This window comes from Ancylobacter moscoviensis, assembly GCF_007559435.1.
Taxonomy (GTDB): Bacteria; Pseudomonadota; Alphaproteobacteria; order Rhizobiales; family Xanthobacteraceae; genus Ancylobacter; species Ancylobacter moscoviensis.
This window is the reverse complement of the sequence record NZ_VMBP01000007.1, coordinates 114,367-128,728: the sequence shown is the minus strand read 5'-3', so window position 1 is coordinate 128,728 and position 14,362 is coordinate 114,367. Positions and strand designations below refer to the sequence as shown.

Below are 14,362 nucleotides of genomic sequence, written 5' to 3'. Positions count from 1 at the left end.
CTGCCTCACTTCTTGTCGCCGATCTTGAACAGGCGCGGCAGCGGCTGCTTGGTGTTCGGGCCGAACCAGGCGTCGTAGATGGCAGCCGCCTTGCCGCTCGCCTCCAGCTCCAGCAGCGTCTCGTTCACGACATCCGCCAGCCGCTTCTCGCCCTTGGGAATGCCGACGCCGATATAGTCGTCGGAGATGGTGAAGGGCGGGATCTCGTAGTTCTCGCGGTCCGGCACATTGGCCAGCAGCCCGACCAGCTTCGGACCGTCCTGGGTGATCGCCTGCACGTTGCCGTTGCGCAGCGCGGTGAAGGCGAAGGGCGTGTCGTCGAAGGCGACCACTACCGCCTTCGGGAAGTCGCGGCGCAGCACGATCTCGTTGGTGGTGCCCTTGTCGGCGCCGATGCGCAGGCCGTTGAGCTGGTCGGGCGAGGTCAGCGTGCCCTTCTTCGCCAGGAACTGCTGGCCGGAGGAGAAATAGGGAATGCTGAAGTCGAGCTGCTTGGCGCGTTCCTCGGTGATGGTGAAGTTGGCCAGCACCAGATCGACCTTGCCGGAGGTCAGCAGGGGAATGCGATTGGCCGGATTGGTCGGACGCAGCTCCAGCTTCACGCCGAGCTTGTCGGCGAGGACCTTCGCATAGTCCACGTCGAGGCCGACGATCTGCTTGCTGTCCGGGTCGACGAAGCCGAAGGGCGGGTTGCTGTCGAAAGCCGCCACGCGCAGGACGCCGGCCTGCTTGATGTCGTCGAGGCGGTCGGCATGGGCCGCGCCCGAGGCGAGGAACGAGGCGATCAGGAGGAGGAAAAGTCTGCGCATGGGGTGCGTGTCCGTCTGATGGGAACAGGAGTCACGCGCAGCCGGGAAAGGCGGATGGCGTGAGGCTGCCCGATTTCCAGGCTGCCATTGCCCATTCTTTGCTCATAATCTATAAAATCAATAGACTAAATTTGCATAGCACTACCGCAGTGTGGGCGTGGCTCGCCAGTTTCGGTTCGGAATGCCGCTCGACGTCGGGGCCCCCGGGCGCAAAAGAGGCAGGCCGACGGGGGGCGATCGACGCCTTCATCGAGGCATCGGACAACGAAATATAAAATCTATAGAATTTATATATTGCTTTTTGAGTCGATCGGCCGGATTGTGTCTCGATCCTATTCGAGTGGAGACGGCCATGGCGCTTCAAGACGCTGCGATACGGCTGGCCACCAAGGCCGCCCCTCTCAAAGAAGAACTTCTGCACAAATTCCATGATCGGGCCCCGGTCTACGACCGGGAGAACCGCTTCTTCTCCGAGGACTTTGAAGACCTCAGGGCTTCCGGCTATTTCAAGGCGGCCGCGCCGCTCGAATTCGGCGGCGGCGGACTGACGCTGCCGGATATACTTCGTGAGCAGGCACGCCTCGCCTATCACGCCCCGCCGACCGCGCTCGCCGTGAACATGCATCTCTACTGGGTGGGAACCGCCGCCTATCTCTGGCGCCATGGCGACCATTCGACGGACTGGATCCTCGAAGAGGCCGCCGCCGGCCGCATCTTCGCCGCCGGCCATGGCGAGCCCGGCAACGATGTCGGCCTCGCCGGCTCGAATGTCGACGCGCGGCCGACGGGCGACGGCGGCTACAGCTTCCACGGCCGCAAGATCTTCACCTCGCTGTCGCCGGTCTGGGACTGGCTCGGCGTGCACGGCCTCGACAGCAGCGACCCCGCCAATCCCAGGATCGTCCACGCCTTCATCCGGCGCGAGGACCCCGGCCACCATACGGTCGAGACCTGGGACACGCTCGGCCAGCGCGCCACCCGCAGCGACGACACCGTGCTCGACGGCGTCGTGGCGCGCCGGGAGCACGTGACCCGCGTGCTTCCCGCCGGGCCGCCGGCCGACCCCTTCATCGACGGCATCATCTCCTCGGCGGTGCTGCCGATCGGCGCCGTCTACTACGGCATCGCCCGCCGGGCCTTCGACATCGCGGTGGAAGGAGCACGCCAGCGCGTGTCGCCGGCGCTGGGCGGACGGACCTACGCCCATCATCCGCAGACGCAGGTCGAGATCGCCAAAGCCTCGGTCGAGCTCGACAGCATCTGGGCCTATCTCGACCGCGTCGCCGTGGAATGGGTGCAGGGCGTCGATCACGGCGCGCTGTGGCCCACCAAGCTGCTCGGCGCGAAGCAGCACGCCGTCGACGGCGCGCGGCGGGTGGTGGACCGCGCGACCAAGGTCGCCGGGGCGCAGTCCCTCACCAAGCGCAGCGAGCTGGAACGGCTGACGCGCGACGTTCGTTCAGGCCCCTTCCATCCGCCGAACAGCGACGCGACCCACGACCTCATCGGCCAGATCCATCTCGGCGTCTTTCCGCCGGTGGCGCAGGCCGCCGAATGACGCGCCCGCTTCCGCAAGGGACACTGCCATGCTCGACACCATCGCCCCGCGCCCCGACACCCCGGAATGGCGCCTGCCGCCCCCGCCGCCGACCGAGCTTGCGGACGACATCCGCGCTCTGGCGGCCGCGAACCACAACGAGAACTGGATACGCTCGCTCTCGGTGAACGGCGCCACCGCCAGGCGCTTCGTCGGCTATTTCGCCAGCCTTTTCGACGCCGGCACCGGCCTCCTGCCGCTCGCCGAGCGCGAGCTGATCGCGGTCGTGGTCTCGGCCACGAATGGCTGCGGCCTGTGCGAGATCCACCACACCAACGCGCTCGCCGACGCGCTGGGCGACGCGGAGAAGGCCCGGCGCATCGCGCTCGACCCGCATCTGGCGCCTCTGACCCCGCGCGAGCACGCGCTGGTCGACTTCGCCACCAAGGTGACGAAGGCGCCGAAATCGGTCTCGACGGCCGATCTGGACGAGCTGCGCGCCGCCGGCCTGAGCGACCCCGAGATCCTCGAGGCGCTGGAGACCAGCAGCTGGTTCAACCACACCAACCGTATCTTCATCTCGCTCGGCGTCCGGCCGGACGAGGCCTATTTCACCCGCTGACCGCCCGGAACCGGAGAGACGCCATGGCCACCGCTTCCCTCGCCGCGACCCGTCCCGAATCCGAGGCCTTCTCCGCCGAAACCCCCGAGCCGATATCGCTCCTGGGCATTCGCGACGAGGCCAGCCTGCCGGCCCATCTGAAGGAGATCTACGACGATTTCCGCCGCCACTACGGCTTCATTCCCAACTGGCTGCGGGCGCTCTCCGCCAATCCGGACACCGCCTACCGGCTGGTGACCTTCTACAGGCACCTGTTCGACCCGGCGCGGAGCCACCTGTCGGCGGCCGAGCGCGAGCTGATCGCGGTGGTGACGTCCGCCGCCAACCACTGCAGCTACTGTGTGTTCAACCACACCCAGGCGCTGGCGGCGGCGACCGGCGACCCCATCCGGGCGCGCCGCATCGCGCAGGGCTATCATCATGTGCGCCTGTCGCACCGCGATCAGGTGCTCGCCGAGACGGTGGAGCGGCTGACGCTCGACCCGGTGTCGCTCGGCGAGAAGGGACTGGCGCGGCTCGGCAATTTCGGCTTCTCCGCCGCGGCGATCCTGGAGATTCTCGAGATATCGGCCTTCTTCAGCTACGCCAACCGACTGACCATCGCGCTCAACGTCGTGCCCGACGAACGCTTCTTCGCGAACTGACGGCGCCACCGGCGCGCGATGGACGGCTCGGCCGGCGATCCGACAGGCAACGGCGCCCGGATCGCCGGCTTTCGTACAGAAGAGAGGACGGTTCGAGAACTCGAATTCTCTGACGATACGTCACTTAACTGCACGCCTATGTTGCATAAACGGCTATTGAACAACCTTCATACGTCGACGCGCAGATCGCATTACTGACGCCCTCCGCCCCGATACCCGGCATTTACGTCACAGGGCGCATCTTAGTTATTGACTCAGTCTATGTATTTTATATTTTATCGAACCCGTATCGCCCGCCCCGCCGGGGATGGCGGGACCGCAACCGACTTACGCGCGATCGGCCCTCGCCCGCTCCAAGGGGGGAGTAGGGCGAGGCGCCACGCGCGGCCTGCACGCATCCGACACCAGACGGAATGACGGCCGCGAACGACCGCCGTGCCGCCACCCTTCAGGGAGACCACCCCATGGCCCATGCCAGCTCCGCCCCAGGCATCGTCGTCCTCTCCGCCAGCCCGAACGTCGCCACCTCGACGACGCGCCGCGCCGTGTCGCGGCTGTTCGACCATGTGGCCGCGCAGGGCGGCGGCGCGGGGCACCGGATCATCGATGTTCCGCTGCTGCCGGGGCTCGCGGCGCCCGACCGCGCCTCCGCCGGACCGGAACTGGAAGCGGCCCTGCGCGCCACCGAGACGGCGAGCCTGATCCTCGCCGCGACGCCGGTCTACAAGGGCTCCTATCCCGGCCTGTTCAAGCACTTCATCGACCTCGTCGACTACCGGGCGCTCGTCGGCGTGCCGGTCGGCCTGCTCGCCAGCGGCGGCAGCGACCGCCATGCGCTGGTCATCGAGCACCAGCTCCGCCCGCTGTTCAGCTTCTTCCAGGCGCAGGTGCTGGCGACCGGCGTCTTCGTCACCTCGCGCCATGTCGAGGCGGACGGCCGCGTCGAGGCGGAGATCGACGAGCGGCTGCGGCGCCTCGCCCACGAGATCGTGGTCGCCCTCGGCTATGCCCCCGCGCTGACCGCCCACCGGGTGCGCGACGCCGCCTGACGCCACCCCGCCCCTTCCCCGCACCGAGAGAGCCGCGATGAACACCCATGCCGCCGTCCCGCACGTTCCGCCGCGCACGGGCGTGACCTTCGAGGCCGCGGGCATCTCGAAGTCCTACGGCCCCAACGTCATTCTCGACGACATCGGCTTCGAGGTTCCGGCCAACCAGGTGGTGACGCTGGTCGGCGAGAACGGGGCCGGCAAATCGACCATCTTCAACATATTGAGCGGCCTGACGGCGCCGAGCACCGGCTCGATGCGGCTCAACGGCAGGCCCTACGCGCCGCGCAGCTATGGCGAGGCCGTCGACCACGGCGTCTCGCGCGTGTTCCAGGAACAGGCGCTGATCCAGAACGTGCCGGTCTACGAGAACCTGCTGCTGGGCCAGGATCACCGCTTCCTGCGCTACGGGCAGATCGTCGACCGCGCGGCCATGATCGAGGTCGCCGAGCGCATCGTCGACGAGGCCGGCATCGATGTCGACGTCCGCCGGCGCACAGGCGACTACGACTTCTCCAAGCGGCAATCGATCGAGATCGCTCGTGCCTGCCTCGCGCCGACCATCGTCGGCGGCGTGCGCACGCCCCTCGTCCTGCTCGACGAGCCGACCTCCGCACTCGACCGCCGCGACGAGGAAGCCTTCTTCCGGCTGGTGAAGCGCATCCGGCAGTTCGGCTCGCTGCTCTTCGTCTCCCACCGCCTTTCGGAGGTGCTGGAGATTTCCGACCTGATCTACGTCCTGAAGGACGGCAAGCTGGTCGCCAAGCTGGATCCCCGCACAGCCGACGAGCCGCTGCTGCACAGCCTGATGGTCGGCCGGGAGCGGGCGACGGACTATTATTACGAGCGCCGCCAGCGCGATGTCGCCGCGCAGCCGGTGGTGCTGGCCGCCGAGGGCATCGACATCGACGGCAAGGGCGAGGTGCTCGATATCGAGGTGCGGGCCGGCGAGGTCGTGGGCATTGGCGGCCTGCTCGATTCCGGCAAGTCCGCGCTCGGCAAGGCGGTCGCCGGCGTCGTCCCGCCGGCCGCCGGCAAGGTGGCGCTGGCCGGCGCGCGCGGCCGTACCCCGGACATCCGGCGCTTCGTCGGCAAGGGGCTCGGCTATATCCCGGCCGAGCGCCTGGCCGAGGGCATCATCCCCTCCTTCAGCGTCTCCTGGAACCTCTCGACCGGCAGCGGCGGCGACCTGTTCAGCGGGCCGCTCGGCTTCTGGCGCCGGCGGCGGGAGGTCGCGACCGCGCGGCGCTACATCGACAGCCTCGCCATCCGCTCGGCGACGCCCGACCTCTCCTGCCGCCGCCTTTCCGGCGGCAACCAGCAGAAGGTGGTGCTCGCCCGCTGGCTCGCCCGCACGCCGAAGGTGCTCATCCTCGACAACCCGACACGCGGCGTCGACGCGGGCGCCAAGCAGGAGATCTACCGGCTCATCCGCGAGCTTACCGAGGCGGGGGTCGGCATCGTCCTGATCACCGACGAGCTGCTCGAACTGATCGGCCTGTCGAACCGCGTCCTGATCATGCAGCGCGGCCGGATCGTCGCCGAAGTCCCCGCCCCGGCCGACGCCAAGCCCACCGAGCACCAGCTCGTCGTGCAGATGCTGCCGCAGGGCTCGTCGGGCGAGGCTCCGTCCAGGGCGCCCGCTACCGCCCCTGCCCCCTTCCAACCCGCCGCGCTGGAGACGGTGTAATGAGCCTCGCAGTCCCTTCCGAGAACGGCAAGCCGCTGCGCGGCCTCCTCGATGCGTTCCGCAGCGTCGAGAAGAGCCTGTGGTTTCCGATCGGCGTCGTCCTCTTCCTGTTCGTCTTCTTCTCGCTGGCGACGGATTCCTTCGCCACCATCCGCAACTTCACGGCGATCAGCGGACAGGCGGCGACGCTGCTGATCGTCTGCCTCGGCGCCACCTTCGTGGTGCTGATGGGCAGCATCGACCTGTCCGTCGGCGCCATCGTGCTGCTGGTCGGCGCCGGCAGCGTGCAGATCCTCAACAGCTTCGGCATCGGCTACTGGGTGCTGCCGCTGGCCGCGCTGCTCGGCGGCCTGCTCGGGTCGATCAACGGCGCCATTTACGCCTATGGCCGCATCCCCTCCTTCATCGTGACGCTGGGCACGCTGTCGGTGTTCACCGGCATCGCGCTCACGCTGCTGGACGGGCGGGCGATCCAGTTCACCGCGCCCGGCTTCGAGCAGATCGCCATCGGCCAGTTCATCCCGCGCCTGCCCAACATCGCGCTCTGGTCGCTCGTCGCCTGGGCCATCGTGGTCGTGGTGGCGGTGCGCACGCGCTTCGGTCGCTACATGTATCTGATCGGCGGCGGCGAGCAGGTGGCGAGCACCTCCGGCCTGCCGGTCCGTCGCTACAAGATCTACGCCTTCGCCATTTCGGGCGTGCTGGCCGGGCTCGGCTCGATCCTTGCGGTGGCGCGCCTCGGCGCCGCCGGCCCCTCGCTCGGCTCCGACCTGCTGCTCAACAGCCTGGCGGCCATCGTGGTCGGCGGCACCTCGCTCGCCGGCGGCGTCGGCGGGCCGCACCGCACGCTGATCGGCGTCCTCATCATCGCGATCCTCGACAACGGCCTGAACCTGATGGGCGTGTCCCAGTACCTGCAGATGATCATCAAGGGCCTGGTCGTCATCGCCGCCGTTCTCGTCAGCCGCAACGCCACCCAGGAAGCCGTGGTCAAGTAGACCGCGAGCATCGCCAGGAGATTTCACGAATGGCCAAAAGGCTCGTCTTCAACGGCTTCTCGATGAACGCCGTGTCCCATGTCTTCCATGGCCTGTGGCGGCGCCCGGACACGCGGCAGACCTCGTTCAACGAGCTGGAAACCTGGGTCGACCTCGTCCGCATCCTCGAGAAGGCGAAGTTCGACGCGCTGTTCGTCGCCGACGTCATCGGCGTCGACCCCGCCTACAAGGGAAGCTGGGACACCTACATCAACGAGGCCGTGCAGATCCCGATCAACGATTCCGGCGCGCTGATCGGGGCGCTGATCGGGGCGACCGAGAATCTGGGGCTGACCCTCACCAGCTCGATCCTGCAGGAGCACCCTTTCAACTTCGCGCGCAAGCTCTCCACGCTCGATCATCTCAGCAAGGGGCGCATCGGCTGGAACATCGTCACCAGCGTCAGCCACAACGCCGCGCAGAATTTCGGCCTCGACCGCATCGTTCCCCATGACGAGCGCTACGCCTGGGCCGACGAATATGTCGAGGTCCTCTACAAGCTCTGGGAAGGCTCCTGGGACGAGGGCGCGGTGATCAACGACGCCGCCGCCAACCGCTACGCCGACCCTTCCAAGATCCACCGCATCCACCACGAGGGCCGGCGCTACAAGGTGCTCGGCCCGCATCTCAGCCAGCCGTCGCGCCAGCGCACGCCGGTGCTCTTCCAGGCGGGAGCGTCGCGCGCCGGCCGGGCCTTCGCCGCCCGCAACGCCGAGGGCACCTTCATCGTCGCGGTCAATCCCGAGGGCGCCCGCCGGCAGATCACCGAAACCCGCGCGCTGGTCGCCGCGGCCGGCCGCGATCCGCACGACCTGCTGTTCATCCAGGGGCTGAACGTCGTCGTCGGCGGCACCGAGGAGGAAGCCTGGCGCAAGGCGCGCGACTATGACGAGGACGTCAGCGTCGACGGCCTGCTCGCCCATATCAGCCGCGACCTCGGCATCGACCTCGGCCGGCTCGACCCGGACCGGCCGGTGGAGGAGCTGGAGATCGACGGCGTGCAGGGCGTGATCCGCGCCTTCGAGGAAGGCCACCCGGGCCAGAAGGCGACGGTGCGCGACCTCGGCCAGGCCTACGCCCATGCCTGCCGCATCACCGGCACGCCGGAGACCATCGCCGACCAGCTGGAGGAATGGCAGCGCGCCGGCATCGACGGCGTCAACCTCATCTACAGCACCACGCCCGGCTCCTTCATCGAATTCGCGCAGGAGGTCATTCCCGTCCTGCAGGCGCGCGGCCTCGCCCAGAAGGACTACGGCCCCGGCACCTATCGCGAGCGGCTGTTCCCCGGCAGCGGCGCCCGCCTCAACGCCCGACATCCGGCCGCCGCCTACCGCAACGCCTTCGCCGAACAGCGCCTGCGCGAGCCGGCCGAATAGGCCCCGCGCCCCTCGATCACCAGAAAGGACCGATCATGCCGATCTTCAACCCCCGCTGGCTCCGCACGCTCGATGAGCGCAAGACGGTCGACGAGCTCATGGGGCGGCTCGACACGCACGGCGTCTCGCGCCGCGATTTCCTGGCGCTGGCCTCGGCGGGCGTCGCCGCCTCCACCTGGGCGGCGAGCATGGGGCTGCCCTCGGTCGCGGTCGCCTCGCCGAACGGCAAGCTGGCCTTCCTCTCGGCCTTCCTCGCCAACGAGTACAACGTCATCCTCAACAAGGCCTTCGAGAAGGCGACGGGCGACCTCGGCTTCAGCTATGTCGGCCTCGACAGCCAGTTCGACAGCCAGCGCCAGCTCAACCAGTTCGAGCAGCAGGTGGCGGCCGGCTCGCAGTCGGTGATCTTCAACCTCGCCGACGGCAGCGCCATCAAGGGCGCCTCGCGCATCGCCGGGGATTCCAAGGTCTATATCGGCAATGTCTGGGACTCGCTGCCCTGGTTCACCCCCTTCGAGGCGAACGACTACTACACGCTCTACGCGGTGCCCGAGGAGTTCGACGCCCACAAGGCCGTGACCTCCGAACTGCTGAAGGCGGTCACGGAGAAGTTCGGCGGCGGCAATATCGTCGGCGTCACCGGCACCAACGGCAACCTGACCGACCGCCAGCGCAGCGCCGGCCGCGACGCCGCCTTCAAGGATTTCCCCAAGACCAAGCTCGTCGACCAACTGCCCGGCAAGTGGAACCGCGAGGACGCGCTGAAGGCCACCGAGGACCTGCTGACGCGCAACCCCAACGTGGTCGGCGTGGTCGCGCAGAACGACGATGTCGGGCAGGGCGTCATCGCCGCGCTGAACGCCGCCGGCCTGCGGCCGGGCGAGGACGTGCTCGTGGTCGCGGCGGACGGCACCAGCCTCGGCGCGAAGTCGATCGCCGCCGGAACCCAGCTCGCGACCAGCGGCAACAGCCCGGCCTATGCGGCGGCGCTGTTCGCCGCCCGCATCTACGACGTGACGCATGGCTGGCAGCCGCGCGCCTCCGAGCGCCTGCTCAACTGGCGCTCGCTCACCATCACCAAGGACAATGTCGGCGCCTATATCGAGCGCTACGTCGACAATGGCGGCGTCGAGCCCTTCGACTACCGCCGCATCTCCAAGGTGCTGCACCCCGACGACTGGGACCCGCAGGCCGAGGTCTTCCCGCTCGACATCGACAAGGCATGGGCCGGCATCCCCAAGCCGGAAGGCTGGACCTATCCGCAGGCCTATCTCGACGCCAAGTCGAAGGGCGAATGGGAGGTCGTCGCCGAGGAATATCGCGACCACTACAAGATCAAGTTCGACGGCCCGTCCCCAAACAGGAAGTCGTAACCCGCCAGGCAGGCTGCGCTGTCGCCGGGCGCTGCCCTGTCGATGCGTCCCGTACAGGATCCGAGGACACCTACCGTGAACAAGAAGCATATTTCCCGGCTGTTCCCCGACTTCACCGACAAGAAGGTGGTCGACAGCCATATGGATCGGCTGGACACGCACGGCGTCAGCCGGCGGGACTTCCTTGCGCTCGCCTCGGCCGGGGCCGCCGCGAGCCTCGGCGCCGCGAGCCTGGGGATGCCGACCGCCGCCGTGGCCTCGCCCGACGGCAAGCTCGCCTTCCTGACCGGCTTCATGTTCAACGAGTGGAACACGACCTTCGATCGCACCGCCAAGACCGCGGCGGCCGAATTCGGGATCGCCTACACCTCGCTGGACAGCCAGTTCGACGCCCAGCGCCAGCTCAACCAGTTCGAGCAGCAGGTGGCGGGCAATGTCGGCTCGGTGATCTTCAACCTCGCCGACGGCAGCGCCATCAAGGGGCTGGCCAACACGGCGAAGGAGAACAAGATCTACATCGCCAACATCTGGGATTCCCTGCCCTGGTTCACCCCTTTCGACGCCAGCGAATACTACACGATGTTCGCCGTCTCGGAGGAGGTGCGGGCGCATCGGGAAGTGACCGAGAAGCTGCTCGCGGCCGTCACCGAACGCTTCGGCGGCGGCAACATCATCGGCGTCACCGGCAGCAAGGGCAGCCTGCTGGAGCTCCAGCGCAATCGCGGACGCGACCAGGCCTTCGCCAAGTACCCCAAGACGCGCCTCGTCGACGAGTTGCCGGGGCTGTGGAACCGCGAGGATGCGTTGAGGGTCACCGAGGATCTGCTGACCCGCAACAAGGACGTCGTCGGCATCGTGACGCAGGACGACGACATCGCGCTGGGTTCCATCGCGGCCCTCAACGCCGCCGGCCTCGTTCCCGGCAAGGACGTCCTCGTCGTCGGCGCCAGCGGCACCGGGCTCGGCTCCAAGGCGATCCAGTCGGGCACCTATCTGGCGACCAGCGGCAACGCGCCCGCCTTCGGGGCGGCGCTGTTCACCGCCCGCCTCTACGACGTCACCCATGGCTGGCAGCCGCGCGCCTCCGAGCGCCTGCTGAACTGGAGCACCGTCACGCTCACCCGCGACAACATAGACGGCTGGATCGCACGCTACGTGGACAACGGCGATGTGGAGCCGTTCGACTACAAGCGCATGTCCAAGGTTCTGCACCCCGACGACTGGGACCCGCAGGCCGAAGTGTTCCCGATGGATATCGACAACAACTTCCACGGCACGCCCAAGCCGCCGGGCTGGACCTATCCGGCCGCGTACATCGCGGCGCGCGATCAGGGAGAGCACGAGAAAGTCGCGGCGGAATATGCGGCGCACTACAAGATCAAGTATGACGGCCCGTCGCCGAACAAGAAGGCGTGAGGCCCGGCGATGACGAAACGCCTGATCTTCAACGCCTTCGCCATGAACAGCCCGTCGCACGTCTATCACGGCGTGTGGCGGCATCCGCAGACCCGCCAGACCGAGTTCAACGACCTGTCCACCTGGGTGGAGCTGGTCCGGGTCCTCGAGAAGGGCCGCTTCGACGGGCTGTTCCTCGCCGACGTGATGGGCCTCGACGAGATCCATCGCGGCACCTCCGACATCTATGTCGAGCAGGCGATCCACTTCCCCGCCAACGATCCGGCCATCCTGTCCGCCGCGCTGATCGGCGCGACCGAGCATCTCGGGCTGATGTTCACCAGCTCGATCCTGCAGAGCCATCCCTTCGAATTCGCGCGGCGCGCCTCCACGCTCGATCATCTGAGCAAGGGCCGGGTCGGCTGGAACATCGTGACCAGCACCAGCCGCGCCGCCGCCCGCAACTTCGACTTCGAGGACCGGGTTCCCCACGACGAGCGCTACCGCTGGGCCGAGGAATATGTCGAGGCGGCCTACAAGCTGTGGGAGGGCTCGTGGGAGGACGACGCGGTGCTCGCCGACAAGGCGCGCGGCGTCTACGCCGATCCGCGCAAGGTCCACCGCATCAACCACCGCAGCGAGCGCTACCGCATCGACGGGCCGCATCTGTGCGTGCCCTCCCCGCAGCGCACGCCGCTGCTCATCCAGGCGGGATCGTCGGTGGCCGGACGCCGCTTCGCCGCGCGCAACGCGGAAGCCACCTTCATCGTCAGCCTGACGCCGGACGGGGCGCGGGTGGCGGTCGACGACATCCGCCGGCAGGCCGTCGCCTTCGGCCGCGATCCCTCCGACATCCTGTTCTTCCAGGGTCTGTCCTTCGTGATCGGCAGCACGGAGGAGGAAGCGTGGCGCAAGTCGCGGGAGCTCGACGACTACATCGACACCGACGCGCTCGCCGCTCATGTCGGGCGCGACCTCGACGTCGATTTCGGCCTGCTGGACCCCGACAGGCCGGTGGCCGATTTCAACATCCAGGGCCTGCAGGGCTTCGCGCGCTTCGTCGAGGAGGCGAACCCCGGCAAGGTGGTGCGCCTGCGCGATCTCACCACCGCCATGTCCTATAACGGCCGCATCGTCGGTACGCCCGAGACCATTGCCGACCGGCTGGAGGACTGGCGCGCCGCCGGCATCGACGGCGTGAACGTCGCCTACCAGCGCACGCCCTCGGCCTTCATCGAGTTCGCCGAGCACGTCATGCCGGAACTGCGCCGGCGCGGCCTGGCGCAGGAGGACTACGCCGACGGCACGCTGCGCGAGAAGCTGTTCGCCGGCCGCGGCGCACGGCTCACCGAGCGCCATCCCGCCGCCCGCTTCCGCAAGCTCTCCGCTCCCGTCGCGGAACCCGCGCTGTAGCCGCTCGCGGCGCCCCTACGTCCTCGAAAGGAAGAGCCATGCCCAAGGCCCAGACACCGCGGCAGATGAAGCTGGGGCTGTTCATGATGGCACCCGGCCACCATATCGCCGCCTGGCGCCAGAAAGACGCGCAGGCCGACCTCGGCGCCAATTTCAGAGCCTATGCGCAGCTTGCGCGGCAGGCCGAGGCGGCGAAGTTCGACATGATCTTTCTCGACGACGTCGTCGCGGTGAAGGACATCAGCGCCGACACCGGCACCCGCGTGGCCCGCGTCGCCTATTTCGAGCCGACGACGCTGCTCTCGGGCCTTGCCGCCGTGACCGAGCGGATCGGCCTCGTCGCCACGGCCTCGACCACCTACAGCGAGCCCTATGCGCTGGCCCGCCGCTTCGCCTCGCTCGACCTGATCAGCGAGGGGCGGGCGGGATGGAACCTCGTCACCTCCAACACCGAGGCGGAGGCGAAGAACTTCGGCAGTGCCGGCCACCCCCGCCACGACCACCGCTACGATCGTGCCGACGAGTTCATCGACGTCGTTCTCGGCCTGTGGAACAGCTTCGCCGACGACGCCTTCCGGCGCGACAAGGAAAGCGGCATCTATTTCGACCACGAGAAGCTTCGCGTTCTCAACCATCGCGGCCGGCACTTCTCGGTGCGTGGGCCGCTCAATGTCGCGCGCTCGCCGCAGGGCCACACGGTGATCGTGCAGGCGGGCTCCTCGGAGCCCGGCAAGGAGCTCGCCGCGCGCACCGCCGAGGTGGTCTTCACCGCCCAGCAGACGCTGGCCGACGCGCAGGCCTTCTATGCCGACCTCAAGGGCCGGCTGGCCCGATACGGGCGCCGCGAGGACCAGCTCAAGATCATGCCCGGCATCTTCCCGGTGGTCGGCCGCACCCGCGCCGAGGCACAGGCCAAGTTCGACGAGTTGCAGGAGCTGATCCACCCGGCCGTGGGCATCAACCTGCTCTCCGCCATGATCGGCGACTTCGACCTCTCGCAGTATCCGCCGGACGGGCCGGTGCCGGAGCTTCCCGAGACCAATGGCGGCAAGAGCCGGCAGCACCTGCTGTTCGACCTCGCCCGCAAGGAGAACCTCACCATCGGCCAGCTCGCCCGCCGCATCGCCGGCGCGCGCGGCCACTGGCAGGTGGTGGGGACGGCCGGCGACATCGCCGACCTGCTGGAGGAGCGCTTCCTCAACGGCGGCGCCGACGGCTTCAACATCATGCCGCCCACCCTTCCCGGCGGGCTGACGGACTTCGCCACGCTGGTGCTGCCCGAGCTGCGCCGGCGCGGGCTGTTCCGCACCGAGTACGAGGGCACGACGCTGCGCGAGCATCTGGGGCTGGACGTCCCGCGCTGGCAGCGGCAATCGGCCTCCACTTCGGCCTCGACCGCCGCCGAGTAGGCACG

At 68.2% G+C, this 14,362-nt stretch carries 12 protein-coding genes; 11 read left to right on the top strand and 1 reads right to left on the bottom strand.

The window, feature by feature from the left end; all coding sequences use genetic code 11:
• Window positions 1-5: 5 nt before the first annotated feature.
• On the bottom strand, window positions 6-809 hold the full coding sequence (locus FO470_RS18770; RefSeq protein WP_144344523.1) for an ABC transporter substrate-binding protein: 804 nt from the start codon (window positions 807-809) through the stop codon (window positions 6-8).
• A gap of 352 nt (window positions 810-1,161) precedes the next feature.
• Here FO470_RS18770 and FO470_RS18765 point away from each other — a divergent pair, with 352 nt between their 5' ends.
• The 11 genes from FO470_RS18765 to FO470_RS18715 all read left to right on the top strand — a co-directional run bounded on the left by FO470_RS18765 (window position 1,162) and on the right by FO470_RS18715 (window position 14,357).
• Window positions 1,162-2,367, top strand: coding sequence for an acyl-CoA dehydrogenase family protein (locus tag FO470_RS18765; RefSeq protein ID WP_144344522.1), 1,206 nt, complete (start codon window positions 1,162-1,164; stop codon window positions 2,365-2,367).
• A gap of 28 nt (window positions 2,368-2,395) precedes the next feature.
• Window positions 2,396-2,968, top strand: a complete 573-nt coding sequence (locus tag FO470_RS18760) for a peroxidase-related enzyme (RefSeq protein WP_144344521.1) — start codon at window positions 2,396-2,398, stop codon at window positions 2,966-2,968.
• Between the two features lie 23 nt (window positions 2,969-2,991).
• Window positions 2,992-3,612: a peroxidase-related enzyme gene (locus tag FO470_RS18755; RefSeq protein WP_144344520.1), complete on the top strand. Its 621-nt coding sequence runs from the start codon at window positions 2,992-2,994 to the stop codon at window positions 3,610-3,612.
• A gap of 464 nt (window positions 3,613-4,076) precedes the next feature.
• The gene (locus FO470_RS18750; RefSeq protein ID WP_144344519.1) at window positions 4,077-4,661 is read left to right on the top strand and encodes an NAD(P)H-dependent oxidoreductase; all 585 of its coding nucleotides are present in this window, start codon (window positions 4,077-4,079) and stop codon (window positions 4,659-4,661) included.
• 37 nt (window positions 4,662-4,698) lie between these two features.
• A complete protein-coding gene (locus FO470_RS18745; protein WP_144344518.1) occupies window positions 4,699-6,351 on the top strand; it encodes a sugar ABC transporter ATP-binding protein in 1,653 nt (550 codons plus the stop codon).
• Complete coding sequence (locus FO470_RS18740; RefSeq protein WP_144344517.1) at window positions 6,351-7,349, top strand: ABC transporter permease; 999 nt, start codon at window positions 6,351-6,353, stop codon at window positions 7,347-7,349. The genes FO470_RS18745 and FO470_RS18740 overlap by 1 nt, the downstream gene beginning before the upstream one ends.
• A 29-nt stretch (window positions 7,350-7,378) precedes the next feature.
• Window positions 7,379-8,767 (top strand): LLM class flavin-dependent oxidoreductase, encoded by a 1,389-nt coding sequence (locus tag FO470_RS18735; RefSeq protein ID WP_144344516.1) that lies wholly within the window; start codon window positions 7,379-7,381, stop codon window positions 8,765-8,767.
• Window positions 8,768-8,802: 35 nt separating this feature from the next.
• Window positions 8,803-10,140 carry a sugar ABC transporter substrate-binding protein gene (locus FO470_RS18730; protein ID WP_144344515.1) on the top strand — a complete coding sequence of 446 codons (1,338 nt, stop codon included), beginning with the start codon at window positions 8,803-8,805 and terminating at the stop codon, window positions 10,138-10,140.
• Window positions 10,141-10,215: 75 nt separating this feature from the next.
• Window positions 10,216-11,556: a sugar ABC transporter substrate-binding protein gene (locus FO470_RS18725; RefSeq protein ID WP_186292028.1), complete on the top strand. Its 1,341-nt coding sequence runs from the start codon at window positions 10,216-10,218 to the stop codon at window positions 11,554-11,556.
• Window positions 11,557-11,565: 9 nt separating this feature from the next.
• Window positions 11,566-12,948, top strand: coding sequence for an NtaA/DmoA family FMN-dependent monooxygenase (locus tag FO470_RS18720; RefSeq protein ID WP_144344513.1), 1,383 nt, complete (start codon window positions 11,566-11,568; stop codon window positions 12,946-12,948).
• Window positions 12,949-12,986: 38 nt separating this feature from the next.
• The gene (locus FO470_RS18715) at window positions 12,987-14,357 is read left to right on the top strand and encodes an LLM class flavin-dependent oxidoreductase (RefSeq protein ID WP_144344512.1); all 1,371 of its coding nucleotides are present in this window, start codon (window positions 12,987-12,989) and stop codon (window positions 14,355-14,357) included.
• The last annotated feature ends 5 nt before the right edge of the window (window positions 14,358-14,362 follow it).